At 68.9% G+C, this 16,526-nt stretch carries 14 protein-coding genes and 1 pseudogene; 4 read left to right on the top strand and 11 right to left on the bottom strand.

All coding sequences use genetic code 11. The annotated features are described in order from the left end of the window. A pseudogene (locus tag J0F76_RS01070) lies at positions 1–1,590 on the bottom strand (hypothetical protein); the annotation flags it as partial. 192 nt (positions 1,591–1,782) lie between these two features. Between J0F76_RS01070 and J0F76_RS01065 the strand changes: the two are divergent. After that, entirely contained in the window at positions 1,783–2,805 is a 1,023-nt protein-coding gene (locus J0F76_RS01065; protein WP_207464773.1) for an SIMPL domain-containing protein, read from the top strand. A gap of 33 nt (positions 2,806–2,838) precedes the next feature. On the opposite strand, the gene J0F76_RS01060 is transcribed toward J0F76_RS01065, so the two are convergent. The 3 genes from J0F76_RS01060 to J0F76_RS01050 all read right to left on the bottom strand — a co-directional run bounded on the left by J0F76_RS01060 (position 2,839) and on the right by J0F76_RS01050 (position 5,501). Next, the gene (locus J0F76_RS01060; protein ID WP_207464771.1) at positions 2,839–4,119 is read right to left on the bottom strand and encodes an O-acetylhomoserine aminocarboxypropyltransferase/cysteine synthase family protein; all 1,281 of its coding nucleotides are present in this window, start codon (positions 4,117–4,119) and stop codon (positions 2,839–2,841) included. A 102-nt stretch (positions 4,120–4,221) separates the two neighbouring features. Beyond that, entirely contained in the window at positions 4,222–4,665 is a 444-nt protein-coding gene (locus tag J0F76_RS01055; protein ID WP_207464769.1) for a GNAT family N-acetyltransferase, read from the bottom strand. After that, positions 4,662–5,501, bottom strand: a complete 840-nt coding sequence (locus tag J0F76_RS01050; RefSeq protein ID WP_207464767.1) for an AAA family ATPase — start codon at positions 5,499–5,501, stop codon at positions 4,662–4,664. The genes J0F76_RS01055 and J0F76_RS01050 overlap by 4 nt, the downstream gene beginning before the upstream one ends. Positions 5,502–5,663: 162 nt before the next feature. Between J0F76_RS01050 and dksA the strand changes: the two genes are divergently transcribed. Together dksA and J0F76_RS01040 are read left to right on the top strand one after the other, a co-directional pair. Further along, positions 5,664–6,086, top strand: a complete 423-nt coding sequence (dksA, locus tag J0F76_RS01045; RefSeq protein ID WP_207464765.1) for an RNA polymerase-binding protein DksA — start codon at positions 5,664–5,666, stop codon at positions 6,084–6,086. Between the two features lie 3 nt (positions 6,087–6,089). Further along, positions 6,090–7,217, top strand: a complete 1,128-nt coding sequence (locus tag J0F76_RS01040) for an FAD-dependent oxidoreductase (protein ID WP_207464758.1) — start codon at positions 6,090–6,092, stop codon at positions 7,215–7,217. Between the two features lie 74 nt (positions 7,218–7,291). Here J0F76_RS01040 and glmM read toward each other — a convergent pair whose 3' ends face one another. The 7 genes from glmM to J0F76_RS01005 all read right to left on the bottom strand — a co-directional run bounded on the left by glmM (position 7,292) and on the right by J0F76_RS01005 (position 15,101). After that, the gene (gene glmM, locus J0F76_RS01035) at positions 7,292–8,638 is read right to left on the bottom strand and encodes a phosphoglucosamine mutase (protein ID WP_207464756.1); all 1,347 of its coding nucleotides are present in this window, start codon (positions 8,636–8,638) and stop codon (positions 7,292–7,294) included. Next, positions 8,638–9,615 carry a dihydropteroate synthase gene (gene folP, locus J0F76_RS01030; protein ID WP_207464754.1) on the bottom strand — a complete coding sequence of 326 codons (978 nt, stop codon included), beginning with the start codon at positions 9,613–9,615 and terminating at the stop codon, positions 8,638–8,640. The genes glmM and folP overlap by 1 nt, the downstream gene beginning before the upstream one ends. Further along, on the bottom strand, positions 9,612–10,391 hold the full coding sequence (locus J0F76_RS01025; protein WP_207464752.1) for a dihydroneopterin aldolase: 780 nt from the start codon (positions 10,389–10,391) through the stop codon (positions 9,612–9,614). The genes folP and J0F76_RS01025 overlap by 4 nt, the downstream gene beginning before the upstream one ends. 43 nt (positions 10,392–10,434) lie before the next feature. Continuing rightward, positions 10,435–11,100, bottom strand: coding sequence for a cell wall hydrolase (locus J0F76_RS01020; protein ID WP_207464750.1), 666 nt, complete (start codon positions 11,098–11,100; stop codon positions 10,435–10,437). A 293-nt stretch (positions 11,101–11,393) separates the two neighbouring features. Continuing rightward, complete coding sequence (locus J0F76_RS01015) at positions 11,394–13,937, bottom strand: putative PEP-binding protein (protein ID WP_207464748.1); 2,544 nt, start codon at positions 13,935–13,937, stop codon at positions 11,394–11,396. Between the two features lie 74 nt (positions 13,938–14,011). Then, the gene (locus J0F76_RS01010) at positions 14,012–14,602 is read right to left on the bottom strand and encodes a peptidylprolyl isomerase (protein WP_207464746.1); all 591 of its coding nucleotides are present in this window, start codon (positions 14,600–14,602) and stop codon (positions 14,012–14,014) included. Continuing rightward, entirely contained in the window at positions 14,595–15,101 is a 507-nt protein-coding gene (locus tag J0F76_RS01005; RefSeq protein ID WP_207464743.1) for a peptidylprolyl isomerase, read from the bottom strand. The genes J0F76_RS01010 and J0F76_RS01005 overlap by 8 nt, the downstream gene beginning before the upstream one ends. 162 nt (positions 15,102–15,263) lie before the next feature. On the opposite strand from J0F76_RS01005, the gene J0F76_RS01000 reads away from it, so the two are divergent. Further along, positions 15,264–16,469, top strand: a complete 1,206-nt coding sequence (locus J0F76_RS01000) for a phosphoglycerate kinase (RefSeq protein ID WP_207464741.1) — start codon at positions 15,264–15,266, stop codon at positions 16,467–16,469. The last annotated feature ends 57 nt before the right edge of the window (positions 16,470–16,526 follow it).

Here is a 16,526-nt window from a genome sequence, read left to right as displayed (position 1 = left end):
GCGCGGTGGTGTTGCCGCCGCGCGCGGGGTTGCCGCGGTTGCGGGCGCCGGGGTTGTCGCGGCGGGACGCGGCGCATCGGCCAGTTCGCTGGCAAGGGTCGCGGCGCTGATCGGCGCCTGGGTCGCGGTGCCTTGGCCCGTCATCGCCTGGGTCAAGGCCTGGCTCAGCGCGTCATCGCCCTGCGCTGCAGGCGAGGCCTGCGGCTGCGCGGCTGCAGTCGGCGTCTGCGCGGGGGCGGGCAGGGGGCGTGCCGCATCGACGGCGGGTGCCGTTGCGGTGCCTTGCCGGACCTGTTCGGGCGCCGGGCTGGGGGGCGTCGCGTCGACGGTCTCTGCCTGCGGGACGGGGGCGGTCGTCGGCGTCGGGGCAGCAGCCGCGACCTCTGCCTCGGCCTGCGGCGCCTGGGTGGCGGCGGGGGCAGGTGCCTCGGCGGCGTTGTCCAGGGGCTGAGTTTCGGCCGTCTGGACCGGCGCGGCAGGCTCCGGGGTTGCGGCAACTTCCGGGGTGGGCGGCGTCGGTGCGGGCTCGATCGGCTGCGGGGCGGGCGCGCTTGTCGCGACATCCGCCGGCGCCACGGCCTGTTCGGACGGCTTGCCGCCGAAGAAGGCCAGAATGATGACAAGGCCCAGGACCAGCAGGCCCATCATCACCGGCAGGCGGCCGGGGTCCAGCTGCCGCAAGCGGTTCAGCAGGCTGGCGGCAGGCGCCCCGTCGTCCTCCACCGCCGCGATGCGTGTCGCGCGCGCCTGACGGGCGCGATCGTGAACGGCCTGGGCGCGGGGCGGAAGGGCGCGGGGGGCGGCCGGGACCTTTGGATCGCCGTGGCGGATCACGTCTGCGACCGGCGCTGCGGCGACCGGCGCGGACGCGGCCACGGCTGAAGCCGGATCGGGGTCAGGGGCAGTCGCCCCGGCAACCGGCACCGGGCCCGGAACCGGCTGCGCCACATGCGGCGGAATGCGCGAGATGACCGGGGCCACGGCCACGGGCGACACCGACGCCCCGGACGCCGCCTCGGACACAACCGGGTCTGTCACGCGGGCCTGAGCCAGATCCGGTTCGCTGAAGGGCATCCGGGGAAGCCGGTCGGTGGCCAGGCGGCTGGGGCCGAAGTCGGGCTGACCGTCAAAGCGGGCATCGTCGGGACGGGCCACGAAGCCCGAGGGGCGGAAGCCCTGCGTGCGGGCGAAATCCTCGGCCTCTTCCAGGGTGCGGCGGGCGACGGCGGCAATGCGCAGCGTCTCGATGTCGCCGGTGTCGGACGGGCACCAGTCGAAGGCCAGCTCGTCCGCGGAATAGGGGGTCATCGCCTCCAGCGCGCGGGCGATGGCCTTGGGGGTGTCCGACCCGACCGGGACCGTCAGCGTCGTGTAAAGGATCTGATCGTCGGGAATGACCAGCACCGTGTCCAGGTCCGCCGGCACGACCCCCGCCTGGTCGCGCAGCGAGGCAAGCCTGGCTGTCATTTCCCGGCCCGCGAACTGGGCCTCTCCCAGGGGGCGCCAGCCATGCCCGTCGCGACGTTCAAGCAGGACCGCCTCTTGCGTGAAGCTCATGGCAAAGTCGGGCGGCGCGATATGTCTGTTCATGGTTGGATCACTGCTCGATTACGATCGCGTGTTGGGGGGCCGCGATTTCATTGGATTGTGCCAGATCTACCGCAGTTCACCCCTTGAGGAAAGCGAATCTGGCGGATCTGTGAACGCAATTGCTTTGAACTTCGCCCGCTGCGCTGATGTTCTTGCCACAACGGATTTCCCGCAAAGAGAGGACAGAAAGACATGGCAAAGGTTTCGCGCAGGCTTGCACGGGCTGCCCTGGTGGCATCGACGGCGCTGGCGCTTGGCGCCCCGGCGATGGCCGCGCCCGGCAAGGGCGGGATGTGCCACCCCGGCATGTCGCGCCTGACGGTCACGGGCGAGGGCGAGGCCCGTGTCGCGCCCGACCTGGCGACGATCCAGCTGGGCGTGACCACGCAGGCCGCCAGCGCGGCCGAGGCGATGGAGCAGAACTCGACCCGGCAGACCGCCGTGATCGAGGCGCTGACGGGCGCGGGCATCGATCAGGCCGACGTGCAGACCTCGGGCCTGAACCTGAACCCGGTCATGGATTATGGCGAAGGCCGGGCGCCCGCGATCACCGGCTATCAGGCCAGCAACATGGTCGCGGTGCGGGTCAAGGACATCCCCCGGCTGGGCGAGGTGCTGGATGCCATCGTCGCGGCGGGCGCGAACGAGATCAACGGCATCACCTTCACGCGCGACGACAACGCGGACACCGAGGATCAGGCCCGGCGCGCGGCGGTCGAGGATGCGCGCCACAAGGCCGAGGTCTTGGCCGAGGCCGCGGGCCTGACGCTGGGTCCCGTCCTGGTGCTGCGCGACACGCCCACGCCGGAAGGCCCGCGCCCGATGATGATGGAGGCCCGCGCCGCGGCGGATGCGGCCAAGGTGCCGGTCGCGCCGGGCGAACTGGGGCTGTCCGCGCAGGTCGAGATGCAGTTCGCCCTGACCGGTCAGGACTGCGGCCCCATGGGCGGACGGCATGGCGACGGCCACAGAGGAATGCACGACGGTCATCCGCCGGCGCGCGGCGGCGATACCGGCGCCCCGTCGCCCGAGGGCATGAGGGATCGCGGCGACCTGCCGCCCGGCCATCCCCCCGTTCCCGGTGGCGACGCGGCGGGCGCGGTGCCCGGCGACATGCCGCCGCCGATGGGCACCGACACCGGCGCGCCCGAAGCCGGAGAGCCGGTCGTGCCGATGGGCGAAGCGCCGGCCGAAGGCCAGCCTCCCGCGAACTGATCCTTGCGGAAGGGGGCCTTCCGGCCCCCTTTGTCACCCGACGGCCGTTGCCAGCGCCTGGTCCAGGTCGGAGATCAGGTCGGCCGGGTCCTCGATCCCGATGGAAAGGCGCAGCAGGTCGGGGGCGGCGCCCGCGGCGCGCTGCTGGTCCTCGGTCAACTGCCGGTGGGTGGTCGATGCCGAATGGATCACCAGCGACCGCGCATCGCCCAGGTTCGCCACATGGCTGAACAGCTTCAGCGCGCCGACCAGCTTGACCGCCGCGTCATAGCCGCCCTTCACCGAAAAGGTGAACAGCGCCCCCGCGCCCTTCGGGTAAAGCCGCTTCGCCGTCGCGTTCCAGGGCGACGAGGCCAGCCCGGCATAGGTCACGGCGGTCACGCGCGGGTCGTTCTCCAGCCATTCCGCGACCTTCTGGGCGTTCTCGACATGGCGGGCCATGCGCAGGCCCAGCGTCTCGATCCCCATCAGCGTGTAATGCGCGCCCTGCGGGTTCATGGTCATGCCCAGGTCGCGCAGGCCGATGGCGATGGAATGGAAGGTGAAGGCCAGGTTGCCGAAGGTCTCGTGGAACCGCAGGCCGTGATAGGCGGGTTCCGGTTCCGACAGGCTGGGGAACTTGTCCGATGCCGACCAGTCGAAGGTGCCGCTGTCCACGACCGCACCCCCGGTCACGGTGCCGTTGCCGGTCATGTACTTGGTCAGGCTGTGGACGACCAGCGTCGCCCCCATCTCGATCGGGCGGCACAGGTAGGGGGTCGCCAGCGTGTTGTCCACGATCAGCGGAATGCCCGCCGCCTTCGCGATCCCGGCCACCGCCGGGATGTCGGTGACATAGCCGCCGGGATTACTGATCGATTCGCAGAACACCGCGCGGGTGTCGCCGTCGATGGCAGCGGCCAGGGCATCCAGGTCGTCGAAATCGACGAACCGGGCCGACCAGCCAAATCGCCGGATGGTCTGGCTGAACTGCGTGACGGTTCCGCCGTAAAGCCGGGTCGAGGCCACGATGTTGCGCCCCGGCGCCATCAGCGGGAACAGCGCCATGATCTGCGCCGCATGGCCCGAGGAACAGCAGACCGCGCCCGCGCCGCCTTCCAGCGCCGCAACCCGGTTCTGCAGCGCGCCGACCGTGGGATTGGTCAGGCGGGAATAGATGTAGCCCACCTCTTGCAGGCCGAACAGGCGCGCGGCGTGGTCGGTGTCGCGAAAGACATAGGATGTCGTCTGGTAGATCGGCACCTGCCGCGCCCCCGTTGCCGGATCGGGCGCGGTCCCGGCATGGATCGCGGTCGTGTCAAAGCCTTGCGTCATCTGGTCCCCCCTTGGCCTTTGTCGCGCAAAGCCTAGGACGGCAAGGCTAAGTCCCGCAACGGCAAAGAAATCTCTTTTGGCGGGGCTGGGGGCAGGGCTGTCCTACAAGGGCCGGTTATAGCGGATGAAGGGAGAGCAAACGCCCACTCGGTCATACAGCATCCGGCCCCCATGGTTGAATTCCTGCGTCAGCCAGTAGACGCGCGGCCGCCCGGCCTTGTCGGCCGCCGCATAGACCCCCTCGATCAGCGCGCGACCGACCCCCTTGCCCCGCGCCTCGGCCGCCGTGAACAGGTCCTGCAGGTAGCAGACCCCCTCGGGGAACCACAGATGCGGGTGGAAGACGTAGTGAGCCAGGCCCAGCAGCCGGCCGTCGCCCTCGGCCACCAGCGCGTGGAAGTCCTGCGGATCGTCGGCCAGCAGCCGGTCGAAGGCCCGGTCGAAGAAGTCCTGCGGCAGATCGGGACGGTCGTAGAAGCGGTGATAGCCGTCGTAAAGCGACTGCCACTGCTTCCTGTCCGCGGCAAGCAGGGGGCGGACGATCATCGCTGCCGCCGCGCCAGGAAGGCCAGCTTCTCGAACAGGGCGACATCCTGTTCGTTCTTCAGCAGCGCGCCGTGAAGGCGGGGCAGCATGGTATGGGGATCGCGCCGCAGATCCTCGGGCGCCAGATCCTCGGCCAGGATCAGCTTCAGCCAGTCCAGCAACTCGCTGGTGGAAGGCTTCTTCTTCAGCCCCGGCGTGTCGCGCAACTCGAAGAACTGCGTCAGCGCCCCCTCCAGCAGCCCGCGCTTCAGCCCGGGATAGTGCACATCGACGATGGCGCGCAGGGTGTCCGGATCGGGAAAGCGGATGTAGTGGAAGAAGCACCGCCGCAGGAACGCGTCGGGCAGTTCCTTTTCGTTGTTCGAGGTGATGATGACCACCGGCCGATGCGCGGCGCGGATCGTCTCGGCCGTCTCGTAAACGTGAAACTCCATCCTGTCGAGTTCCTGCAACAGGTCGTTGGGAAACTCGATATCCGCCTTGTCGATCTCGTCGATCAGCAGGACGGTCTTTCGCGGGGCCTCGAAGGTCTGCCACAGCTTGCCCTTGCGGATATAGTTGGCGACATCATGGACCCGCGCGTCGCCCAGCTGGCTGTCGCGCAGGCGCGACACCGCATCGTATTCGTACAACCCTTGCTGCGCCTTGGTGGTTGATTTCACGTGCCATTCGATGATGGGAAGGCCAAGGCTGGCGGCAACCTGCCGCGCCAGTTCGGTCTTGCCGGTGCCCGGTTCACCCTTGACCAGCAGCGGGCGTTCCAGCGTTACGGCGGCATTGACCGCGACCGCCAGGTCGGGCGGCGCGACATATCGGTCGGTGCCGGTGAACTGCATCAAACTCTCCTTTCAGGTGAACTGCTTGCGGGCAAACAACGCGCAGTGTTCCTTGTCATCGATCCGTCAGCGTTTCGCCTTTTGACAAGAAGCACGTCATACTTTAAGGGGGCGCGCAAGGTGCCGGTACGCGTTCCAGCCCGGCTCCGCCGGAGAGGATTTATGAAAGCCCAGACCTTCCTGCCCCAGGACTATCGTCCCGCCGAGGATGAGCCCTTCATGAACGACCGGCAGCTTGAATACTTCCGGCGCAAGCTGGAAGCCTGGAAGCAGGAATTGCTGGAACAATCCGCCGAAACGCTGGAAGGGCTGCAGGACAGCGCCCGCGCCGTGCCCGACCTGGCCGACCGCGCCAGCGAGGAAACCGACCGCGCGCTTGAACTGCGCACCCGCGACCGTCAGCGCAAGCTGGTCAGCAAGATCGACGCGGCCCTGCGCCGGATCGAGACCGGCGAATACGGCTACTGCGAGATGACGGGCGAGCCGATCAGCCTCAAGCGGCTGGACGCGCGCCCCATCGCCACCATGACACTGGAGGCGCAGGAGCGCCACGAACGCCGCGAACGGGTCCACCGCGACGACTGAGCGATGACCGGCATGTTGCGGTCGCGGCCCGTCACCATCGTCGGCGGCGGCGTCGCGGGATTGACGGCGGCCATCGCCCTTCGCCGCCGGGGGGCCGAGGTTGCGGTTCTCGAACGCGCGCCTGCCATCGCCGAGGTCGGGGCCGGGCTTCAACTTTCCCCCAATGCGATGCGGGTTCTGGACGCGCTGGGGCTTGGCCCGGCCATTGATGCGGTGTCCCTGCCCAGCCGCGCGGTGCGGCTGCGCGATGCTTCCGGTTCCGATGTGGTGCGCCTGGACATGGACGGGCATCGGCCCGGCGCGCGCTTCCGGTTGATCCATCGCGCCCGGCTGATCGAGGTGCTGGAACAGGCGGCGGCTTCGGCCGGTGTCCGCATCGAACTGGGCCGGGACATCGCCGCCTTGCCCGACGCGCCGCTGCTGATCGGCGCCGATGGCTTGCACAGTCACGTCCGGGCCAGTCTCAACGGGCGCGAGGTTCCCTTCTTCACCGGCCAGACCGCCTGGCGCGCGGTCATTGACGATGAAAACGCCGTGCCCGAGGCGCAGGTCTTCATGGGACCGGGCCGGCATCTGGTCAGCTATCCGCTGGCGGGCGGCCTGCGCAACATCGTGGCCGTCCTGGAAACCCGCGAATGGCAGGACGAAGGCTGGTCGCGTCCGGACGACCCCGCCAACCTGCACGCGGCCTTCGCCGGCTTTGGCGGTCCCGTTCCCGGATGGCTGGCGCAGGTGAAGGCCGTGCATGTCTGGGGCCTGTTCCGGCACGAGGTCGCCTCGCGCTGGCAGGATGGCCGCAGGGCGATCCTCGGCGATGCCGCCCATCCGACCCTGCCCTTCATGGCCCAGGGCGCCTGCATGGCGATCGAGGATGCCTGGACCCTGGCCGCCTGTCTGGATGCCGCGCCAGATCAGCAGGCCGCGCTCGCCCGCTACGAAAACCTGCGCAAGCCGCGCGCGGCCAAGATCGTCGCCGCGGCAAACGCCAACGCGCGCAACTATCACCTGACAGGGGCAAGGCGCCTTGCCGCCCATGCCGCGCTGCGCCTTGGTGGCCGCATCGCGCCGGGCGCGGTCCTGTCGCGCTTCGACTGGATCTATGACTTCGACCCGGTGGCGGAAACGCCCTGATCCCTTTGCCTTGGTTCAAGTATCCTGGGGGTCCGGGGGCTAGCCCCCGGCCACCGCGGGACGCAAATGCAGCCTTACGCGGCCTTTTCCACCGCCGCGACGATGCCGTCCACGACCTCGCGCAGCACGGTCTCGTTCTCGGCCTCGGCCATGACGCGGATCAGGGGCTCGGTCCCGGACTTGCGGATCAGCACGCGGCCGGTGCCGGCCAGACGCGCCTCGGCATCGGCGATGACGGCGCGGACAGCGGCCGCCGCCAAGGGATCGGCGCCGGCGGCATAGCGCACGTTCTTCAGCATCTGGGGAACCGGGTCGAACTGCGCGGCCAGGGCGCTGGCGGTCTTGCCCGTATCGGCCATGGCGGCCAGGAACTGCATCGCCGCGATCAGCCCGTCGCCGGTCGTGGCATAGTCGGTCATCACGATATGGCCCGACTGCTCGCCGCCCAGGTTGAAGCCGCCCTCGCGCATGCGCTCGACCACGTAGCGGTCGCCCACCTTTGTCCGCTCCAGCCGCAACCCGCGGCCGTCCAGGAAATGCTCCAGCCCCAGGTTCGACATCACCGTGGCCACAAGGGCATTGCCCCGCAGCCGCCCCTGGCCGGCCCAGCGGGCGGCCATCAGCGCCATGATCTGGTCGCCATCGGCCACGCGGCCCTTTTCGTCGATGATGATGACACGGTCGGCATCCCCGTCCAGGCTGATGCCCAGATGCGCGCCGTGTTCCAGAACCGCCCGCGCGCAGGCCTCGGGATGGGTGGAGCCCACGCCCGCGTTGATGTTGGCCCCGTCGGGATCGACGCCCATCGCGATCACGTCGGCGCCCAGTTCCCACAGGACATCCGGCGCCGCGCGATAGGCGGCGCCGTTGGCGCAATCGACCACCACGCGCAGCCCGTCCAGGCGCTGGCCTGCCGGAAAGGTCGTCTTGGCATATTCGACATAGCGCCCGCGTCCATCGTCGATGCGCTTGGCACGGCCGATATTGGCGGGCTGCGCCGGGACGATCTCGCCGGCGACGATGCTCTCGATGGCGGCCTCGGCCTCGTCGGACAGCTTGAAGCCGTCGGGGCCGAAGAACTTGATGCCGTTATCCTCGGCCGGGTTGTGGCTGGCCGAGATCATGATGCCCACGTCCGCCCGCATCGACCGGGTCAGGAAGCCCACGGCGGGGGTCGGCACGGGACCCAGCAACAGCACGTTCATTCCGGTGCTGGTCAGGCCGGCGGTCAGGGCGTTCTCCAGCATGTAGCCCGACTGGCGGGTATCCTTGCCGATCACCACGCGATGCGCGCTGTTCTGGCCCTCGCGCCGGAAATACCGGCCTGCCGCCGCGCCAAGGCGCAGCGCCATCTCGGCCGTCATGGGGTGGGTATTGGCGCGCCCGCGCACGCCGTCTGTCCCGAACAAGCCTCTGCTCATCATTCTGCCTTTTCAATGTCACTGACGGCCTGCCACAGCCGCAAACCCTGAACCAGACCGCGAACGTCATGGACGCGGTGAACCTGAACACCCTGCGCGACCGCCGCCAAGGTCAGTGCAAGCGTTCCGGGCGACCGTTCGGCCGGAACGTCCGCCCCGCCGATAGCACCGATGAACCGCTTGCGCGAAACGCCCAGCAGGATCGCGCAGCCAAGCCCATGATAAAGCGAAATCCGCCGAAGGATGGCAAGATTATGCGCCTGGGTCTTGCCAAAGCCTACGCCGGGATCGACGACGATGCGGCCGCGCGGGATGCCTGCGGACTCGGCCCGGCGGATCCGGGCTTCCAGCGCGTCATAGACGTCCAGCAGAACGTCGTCATAGCGCGGATCGTCCTGCATCGTCTCGGGCAGGCCCTGGGCGTGCATCAGGCAGACCGGCACCTGCGCCCTGGCGACTAGGGGCGCCATCGCGGGATCGAAGTCGAAGCCCGACACGTCGTTGATCATCGCCGCCCCCGCCCCGAGCGCGGCCTGCGCCACCCCGGCCTTCCGGGTATCGGCCGAAACCGGAACCTCGGGCGACAAGGCGCGGATCGGCGGGACGATCCGGTCGATCTCGTCCGGCCCCGACACCTCGGCCGCGCCGGGCCGCGTCGATTCGCCCCCAATGTCAAGAATGTCGGCCCCGTCGCGGATCAGTTGGCGGCCGTGCAGCACCGGATCATAGCGCCCCCCGTCCGAGAAGCTGTCGGGGGTCGCGTTGACGATGCCCATCACGCGCGGCGTATCCATCGTCAGGCCCAGAAGATCGGCGCGCGGGGCGGTCAGCGCCGCCAGCACCTCGTCCGGAACGATGTCGCTGATCCGGGGAGGGCAGCCGCGTTCCAGCACCTCGACCTGGCTGAAGCGCGTCCAGCCGCCCGCAAGCGGGTGGCGGCCATGGGGAATGGGCAGGGGACGATAATAAACGCTCATGCGTCGGCACCCGGTATCCGCCCCACCGGCACGTCGACTGAGGCGGGCAGGGGCGATGCCCCCGTGAAATCGACGCGATCCGCCAAGGTCCGGGACGCCAGCCAGAGGGCGAGGGCAGGCGCTTCGGCGGGGATCGCCGATGCCTCGATGGCCAGCCGTGCCGGGGCCCAGACCACCGCGCGCCCGTCGCGGATGGCGGCGTCCAACTCGGTCCGCGTTTCGGCCACCTCGACGCGCAGGCGGTCGGCCAGAATCCAGGCGGCCTGGTCGAGGGACAAAAGGGCGATGCGCCGCGCGTCGCCGCCCCGGGGCAGGGGCAGGACCGGGGCGTCGGGCAGGACCACCACGGCGCCCGCCGGCAGGCTGGCAGGCTGGCCCACGACGATCCGCATGGGCAGGCGCTGACGCGTGACCGCCATCCGGCCCGCCTCGCGGCTGATGGTGATGCCAAGCGCGCCCGGCCCGCGATCCAGCTTCTCGACCGTCACGGTGATGCGGGCGGCCCGGGGGTCGGCCAGGACCTCGGCGGCGATGCGTTCGGCCAGCGTCTCGACAAGGTTGTAGCGCTGATCGGCAAGCGCCGTCTCGACGGCCTGGACCAGCACGTCATAGGACAGGATGCGGTCCACATGGTCGTCGCCCGCGTCCACCGGGTCACGCAGATCGACGGCCAGGGAAAAGCGCAGGCGCTGGGTGCGGCCGCGTTCGGATTGGAAGGCGCCGATTTCGGCTTCGACGACATGGTCGCGCAGGTGGATGCGGTCAGGCTGGTTCATTCCTGTCATTCACAGGAAATCCGGCGCGCAGGCAAGCCCGGGCTTAGTTCGACGCGACGCGCTGCCCGCCGGGCCGGTAGAAGATGTGCTGCCCGATCTGCACGGTCCGCTGGAAGCGGCGTGCCCAGGACGGCCTGACCGCGGGGGTGTGGAAATAAGTGGCCCCGCCCGTCAGGACGCGCGGCGCCCCGCCAAGGGCCTGGCGCGCGATGTCGCGGGCGCGCAGATAGGCGGCCTTGTTGCCGATCGCCTTGCGACCGCCAATGGTATAGCTGAACTGGCTGGGCTGGTTCACCACGCCGCAGACCGAGGATGCGAACTGCTTGCTGTCCACGCGGTTCAGGATCACCTCGGCCACGGCGGCCTGGCCCCGCGCGCTTTCGCCCCGCGCCTCGTGATAGATGGCTTCCGCCATGCAGTTGAGGTCGCGTTCGTTGAACCGCCCGCGCGCCGCCGATCCGGTGCCCGCCAGGAACAGTTCGGCAGGCGGATTTTCTTCGGCGACAGGGTTTTCGACCTTCACAGGATCAGCGCCCGTGTATAGAAGCGGCGTCGGACGCGGCGCGTCCTGGACAGACTTCGCGGCACCGAACAGCCCGGCATCGGACGAGAACAGCGATCCGTTGCCCGCGATGGCGCCTGTCGCCGTGAAGGTAAGGGCGGCGGCGCACAGGCAAAACGGCGCCAACCGCTGAAGCAGCGTTTCCATATCGTTTCCTATAACCGTGCCAGATGGACAGGCCGTTAACTCTGCGGCGGTCCAGAGCAGATGGACGCTGCCGCGATCAGCGGAATGATTACGGTTTTAAGAATGTCCGCTTCCACGAAACTTGGTCGTGATCGCCCCGAAAGGCGCTAAATAGGCCATTTCCGGCGGCAACCCGCCGACCGGCTTGGCGCTAACCGGCAGGTTTCGGCAAGATGACAACCAATGCGGGTGCAGCAAGAGCCTGTCACGACGCGACTTTTCGCGTGATCGGGCGGCGAATCATCCGGAATCCGTCAGCCGCGATCGTGCCGTAAACGGGCCCGCAGCGCCGACTGGGCCGCCGCCAGGCGGGCGACCGGCACCCGGAACGGCGAGCACGAGACATAGTCCAGGCCCGCGTCGTGGCAGAAGCCGATGGATTCGGGATTGCCCCCGTGTTCCCCGCAGACCGAGATGGTGATCTGCGGATGCTGCTGGCGCGCGCGCTGCACGCCCATCATCAGCAACTCTCCCACGCCATCCTGGTCGAGACAGTGGAACGGGTCCTCGTCATAGACATGCTGGCCGACATAGGTGCCCATGAAGCGGCCCGCATCGTCGCGCGACAGGCCATAGGTCATCTGCGTCAGGTCGTTCGTGCCGAAGGACAGGAAGGCCGAATGCGCGGCGATGTCGCCCGCCCGCAGGCAGGCGCGCGGCGTTTCCACCATCACCCCCAGGCGATAGGCGAAGTCGGCGTGCCGCTCGTTCCGGACGGCGGCGGCCACGGCGTCGATGCGGTTCTTGACCAGCTCGACCTCGCGCATGGCGCTGACCAGGGGGATCATGATCTCGGGCACGACCGGGTCGCCCTTGCGGCTGGCCTCGACCGTCGCCTCGAAGATGGCGCGGGCCTGCATGTCATAGATCTCGGGGACGGTGATCCCCAGGCGGACCCCGCGCATCCCCAGCATCGGGTTGAATTCCGACAGCGCATCGACCCGGCGGGTCACGTCGGACAGCGGCAGGTCCATGGAATCGGCAAGTTCGCGCAGGCCCTCGCGGTCGTGGGGCAGGAATTCGTGCAGGGGCGGGTCGAATAGGCGGATGGTGACGGGCAGGCCGGCCATGATCTCGAACAGGGCGGTGAAGTCCTGGCGCTGCATGGGCAGGATGCGGTCCAGCGCAAGGCGGCGATCCTCGGCCTTGTCGGCAAAGATCATCTCGCGCATGGCGGGCAGGCGTTCGGCGTCGAAGAACATGTGCTCGGTCCGGCACAGGCCGATGCCCTGGGCGTTGAAGCGCCGCGCGGTCATCGCGTCCTCGGGCGTGTCGGCATTGGCCCGCACGCCGATGCCGCCCGCCGCGTCGGCCCAGTCCAGCAATTGCGAGAAGTTGTCGTCGAGCGCCGGTTCCAGCAGCGGCACGCGGCCCGCCAGGACTTCTCCGGTCGATCCGTCGATGGTGATCTCGTCACCCTCGCGCAGCGTGACGTCGCCCGCGCGCAGCACCCGCTGCCGCGCGTCGATGCTGATGCCGGACGCGCCCACGATGCAGGGCAGGCCCATGCCGCGCGCGATCACCGCCGCATGGCTGGTGGTGCCGCCCCGTTCGGTCAGCACGCCCACGGATGCGTGCATCCCGCGCACATCCTCGGGGACCGTTTCGCGGCGGACGAGGATGCAGGCCTCGTCGCGTGCGGCCGAGGCCTGCGCCGCGGCCGAGGTGAAGACGATCCGGCCGGTGGCTGCGCCGGGGCTGGCATTGATTCCGCGCGCGATCACCTCGCGCGGGGCGCGCGGGTCCACCTGCTGGTGCAGAAGATCCGCCAGCGCGCGGGGTTCGACGCGCATCACCGCCTCGGATTCGGGGATGATGCCGTCGCGGGCCAGCGCCACGGCAATGCGGACGCTGGCACGCGACGTACGCTGCACCCGCGTGGCGTCGATGATCGAGATGCGGCCGTCCACAACCACGAACTCGATCTGCATCTCCTCGCGCAGGCGTTCGCGGGCGGCGACGCCGAAGCGGATCAGGTCGGCAAAGACGGCGGGCGCGGTGTCCTCCAGCGAGGGGCCGCGCTCGTCGCGGGTCAGGAACTGCGTTTCGGCGTTCGTGCCGTCGGTGCCGCCGTGATGCTGGCTCTTGAAGCGGCCGGTGACGCGCGGGGCGCCGGTCACGGGATCGACGAACTGGATCGTGCCCGATCCGCAAAGCCCCGGACCGAAGCCAAGCGCCATCTGCTGGACCACCAGGCCCAGCGGCGCATCGGGCGGGGCACCCTTGGCCTGGCGAAGCAGGCAGGCGGTCGGACCTTCCCAGGCCCGCGCCATGGACCGCAGCACCTCGGCCAGTTGGGTAGCGGGGTCCTGGGGAAAATCCTCGTCCGTTTCGTCGCGATAGCAGCGCAGCGCCTCGGCCAGGGCATCCTCGCCTTCCTGGGCGAACATGTCGGGATCGAGCCGCGCGATGTGGATCGCATAGCCCTGGACGAAGCTGCGATACAGCGTGTCGGCGTTCGCCTTGCCGATCCGCAGCGCCAGCCGATCATGCGTCTTGTCGTTGATGCCAACGTTCAGGACGGTGCCCGGACCGCCCCATTCCGGCATCAGCGCCGAAGGACGGACGCTGACCAGCCCATCGCCTTCGGTGAACAGGCCCGACAGCGGTGCCAGGTCAACCCGCTTGCCGGTCGCGATGGACTGAACCGATTCCGAGGGGATGGCAAAGCTGCGCGGCACCGGCAGGCGCATCCTGACCAGCCGCTGCAGGCATTTCGCGCGCCAGCCGTGACAGGCACGCTCGACCCCGGCCGAGGGGGTGATTTCGGTCACGTCGGGAAGGTTTCGCGGGTCCATGTCGCGCGAAAGATAGGCGCGCGGCGCCCGATGCTGCAAGCGCGAAAAGGGGGCCGGGGCCCCCTTTTCCATTGTCACTCGACGATGGTGACCTTTGCCATGTAGTCCGGGGCCTCGACCGCGCCATTTGCGTTCGCGTCGCCCTTCTTGATCTGGGTCAGCACGTCCCAGCCATCCACCAGCTGGCCGACGACCGTGTACTGCCCGTCAAGGAAGGTGGCGGGAGCCAGGTCGATGAAGAACTGGCTGTTGGCGCTGTTGGGGTCCTGCGCGCGGGCCATGCCGACGGTGCCCGCCTGGAACGAGACGTCGTTGAACTCGGCTTCCAGGTCCGGCAGGTCCGATCCGCCGGTGCCGGCCATGGCGACGCTGGCGCCGCCCTGCTTGCCGTGCTCCACGTCGCCGGTCTGGGCCATGAAGCCGTCGATCACGCGGTGGAAGACCACGCCGTCATAGGCGCCGGATTTTGCCAGTTCCACCAGCCGCGCGACATGGTTCGGCGCCTTGTCGGCCAGCAGGTCCAGCGTGATGGTGCCCTTGGCGGCGCCGTCGGCGCCCGCGATCTCGATCACCATGTTCGGGCCGAGGCCGTCCTCGTGCGCGGGTGCCTGGGCATGGGCGGCGGTGGCCGCCAGGACGAAGGCGGGGATCAGCAGCTTACGCATCGGCGGCCACCTTGACCGAGATCATGCGGTCCGGGTTCGCGGGCGGCTCGCCGCGGGCGATCTTGTCCACATGCTCCATCCCCGAGATCACGCGGCCATAGACGGTGTACTGGCCGTTCAGGAAATGGTTGTCCTTGAAGTTGATGAAGAACTGGCTGTTGGCGCTGTTCGGGTTCTGCGACCGCGCCGCGCCCAGGGTGCCGCGATCATGCGGCAGCTTCGAGAATTCCGCCGGAAGGTCGGGCAGGTCCGACCCGCCGGTGCCGGAACGGCCGGGATTGTAGTTGTTTTCCATGTTGGCGTGCTGCACGTCGCCGGTCTGGGCCATGAAGCCTTCGATCACGCGGTGGAAGGCCACATTGTCGTATTTCCCGGCGCGGGCCAGTTCCTTCATGCGCGCGGCATGTTTGGGGGCGACATCGGTCAGCAGTTCGATGACGACGGGACCATCCTTCAATTCGATGATGATGGTGTTTTCGGGATCCTTGATCTCGGCCATGCGGCCCTCCTTTGCCACGTTCGGTCCTTGGTCTAGGGCTTTGCCGCCCCAAGGGCAACGCGCAAACCCCTTCACGGGCGGATCACCCTTACGCGAGAGTTGACGCCGCCTGCGCCATGCGGGACAAGCCAGCGACGCCCCAAAAGCCCGAAAGGACGGACGATGGCCGATTTCAAGACGATCGATGATCTGGACATGGACGGCAAGGTCGTCCTGACCCGCGTGGACGTGAACGTGCCGGTGGAAGACGGCCGCGTGACCGATGCCACGCGGATCGAGAAGATCGTGCCCACCATCAAGGACATCCAGGCCAACGGCGGCATCCCGGTCCTGCTGGCGCATTTCGACCGGCCCAAGGGCAAGCGCGTCGACGCCATGAGCCTGAAGCAGATCGTGCCCGCCCTGGAGGCCGCGCTGGGCCAGCCGGTCGTCTTTGCCGACGACTGCATCGGCGGCCCGGCCAAGCGTGTGGTGGCCGACCTGAAGCCGGGCGACGTGGCACTGCTGGAAAACACCCGCTTCCACGAGGGCGAGGAAAAGAACGACCCGACCTTCGCGGCTTCGATGGCGGCGCTTGGCAAGGTCTTTATCAACGACGCCTTTTCCGCCGCGCATCGGGCGCATGGTTCCACCGAAGGGTTGGCGCGGCTGCTGCCGTCAGGCGCGGGTCGGCTGATGGAGGCCGAGCTGAAGGCGCTTGACGCGGCCCTTGGCACGCCGCAGCGGCCGGTGATGGCGGTCGTGGGCGGGGCCAAGGTCTCGACCAAGCTGGACCTGCTGATGAACCTGGTGGACAAGGTCGATCACCTGGTGATCGGCGGCGGCATGGCGAACACCTTCCTAGTGGCCAAGGGCGTCGAGGTGGGCAAGTCGCTGGCCGAACGCGACATGGCCGCCACCGCGCGCCAGATCCTGGAAAAGGCCGACCAGGGCGGTTGCGTGATCCATCTGCCGCTGGACATCGTCGTGGCGCGCGAATTCAAGGCGGGCGCCGAGTCCCAGGTCTTGCCGGTCGACCAGTGCCCGGCGGACGCGATGATCCTGGACGCGGGTCCCGCCACCGTGGAGGCGCTGCGCGAGGCGATGGGCCGTTGCAAGACGCTGATCTGGAACGGGCCCCTGGGCGCCTTCGAGATCGAGCCCTTCGACCGCGCGACCAACGCGGCCGCGCAGGCGGCGGCGGAGTTGACCCGCGACGGCAAGCTGATCTCGGTCGCGGGCGGCGGGGATACGGTCGCGGCGCTGAACAAGGCGGGCGTGGCGGGGGATTTCACCTTCATCTCGACCGCCGGGGGCGCCTTCCTGGAATGGATGGAAGGCAAGGAACTGCCGGGCGTCGCCGCCTTGAAGGCCGCGCAGCACGGCTGACGTGGAAAGGGGGCGCTCGCGCCCCCTCTTGCGCCTGGGGCGCAATTCACCCCCGAG

The sequence above is a fragment of the Paracoccus fontiphilus genome, from assembly GCF_017356265.1.
Lineage (GTDB): Bacteria > Pseudomonadota > Alphaproteobacteria > Rhodobacterales > Rhodobacteraceae > Paracoccus > Paracoccus fontiphilus.
Note: the sequence above shows the minus strand (reverse complement) of the source record. Positions and strands in the feature narration are given on the sequence as shown.

Bases quoted from the DNA above. Each gene is read 5' to 3' on its own strand.
- J0F76_RS01065 (WP_207464773.1), top strand. From the start codon at position 1,783: ATGGCAAAGGTTTCGCGCAGGCTTGCACGGGCTGCCCTGGTGGCATCG.
- J0F76_RS01060 (WP_207464771.1), bottom strand. From the start codon at position 4,119: ATGACGCAAGGCTTTGACACGACCGCGATCCATGCCGGGACCGCGCCC.
- J0F76_RS01055 (WP_207464769.1), bottom strand. From the start codon at position 4,665: ATGATCGTCCGCCCCCTGCTTGCCGCGGACAGGAAGCAGTGGCAGTCG.
- J0F76_RS01050 (WP_207464767.1), bottom strand. From the start codon at position 5,501: ATGCAGTTCACCGGCACCGACCGATATGTCGCGCCGCCCGACCTGGCG.
- dksA (WP_207464765.1), top strand. From the start codon at position 5,664: ATGAAAGCCCAGACCTTCCTGCCCCAGGACTATCGTCCCGCCGAGGAT.
- J0F76_RS01040 (WP_207464758.1), top strand. From the start codon at position 6,090: ATGACCGGCATGTTGCGGTCGCGGCCCGTCACCATCGTCGGCGGCGGC.
- glmM (WP_207464756.1), bottom strand. From the start codon at position 8,638: ATGAGCAGAGGCTTGTTCGGGACAGACGGCGTGCGCGGGCGCGCCAAT.
- folP (WP_207464754.1), bottom strand. From the start codon at position 9,615: ATGAGCGTTTATTATCGTCCCCTGCCCATTCCCCATGGCCGCCACCCG.
- J0F76_RS01025 (WP_207464752.1), bottom strand. From the start codon at position 10,391: ATGAACCAGCCTGACCGCATCCACCTGCGCGACCATGTCGTCGAAGCC.
- J0F76_RS01020 (WP_207464750.1), bottom strand. From the start codon at position 11,100: ATGGAAACGCTGCTTCAGCGGTTGGCGCCGTTTTGCCTGTGCGCCGCC.
- J0F76_RS01015 (WP_207464748.1), bottom strand. From the start codon at position 13,937: ATGGACCCGCGAAACCTTCCCGACGTGACCGAAATCACCCCCTCGGCC.
- J0F76_RS01010 (WP_207464746.1), bottom strand. From the start codon at position 14,602: ATGCGTAAGCTGCTGATCCCCGCCTTCGTCCTGGCGGCCACCGCCGCC.
- J0F76_RS01005 (WP_207464743.1), bottom strand. From the start codon at position 15,101: ATGGCCGAGATCAAGGATCCCGAAAACACCATCATCATCGAATTGAAG.
- J0F76_RS01000 (WP_207464741.1), top strand. From the start codon at position 15,264: ATGGCCGATTTCAAGACGATCGATGATCTGGACATGGACGGCAAGGTC.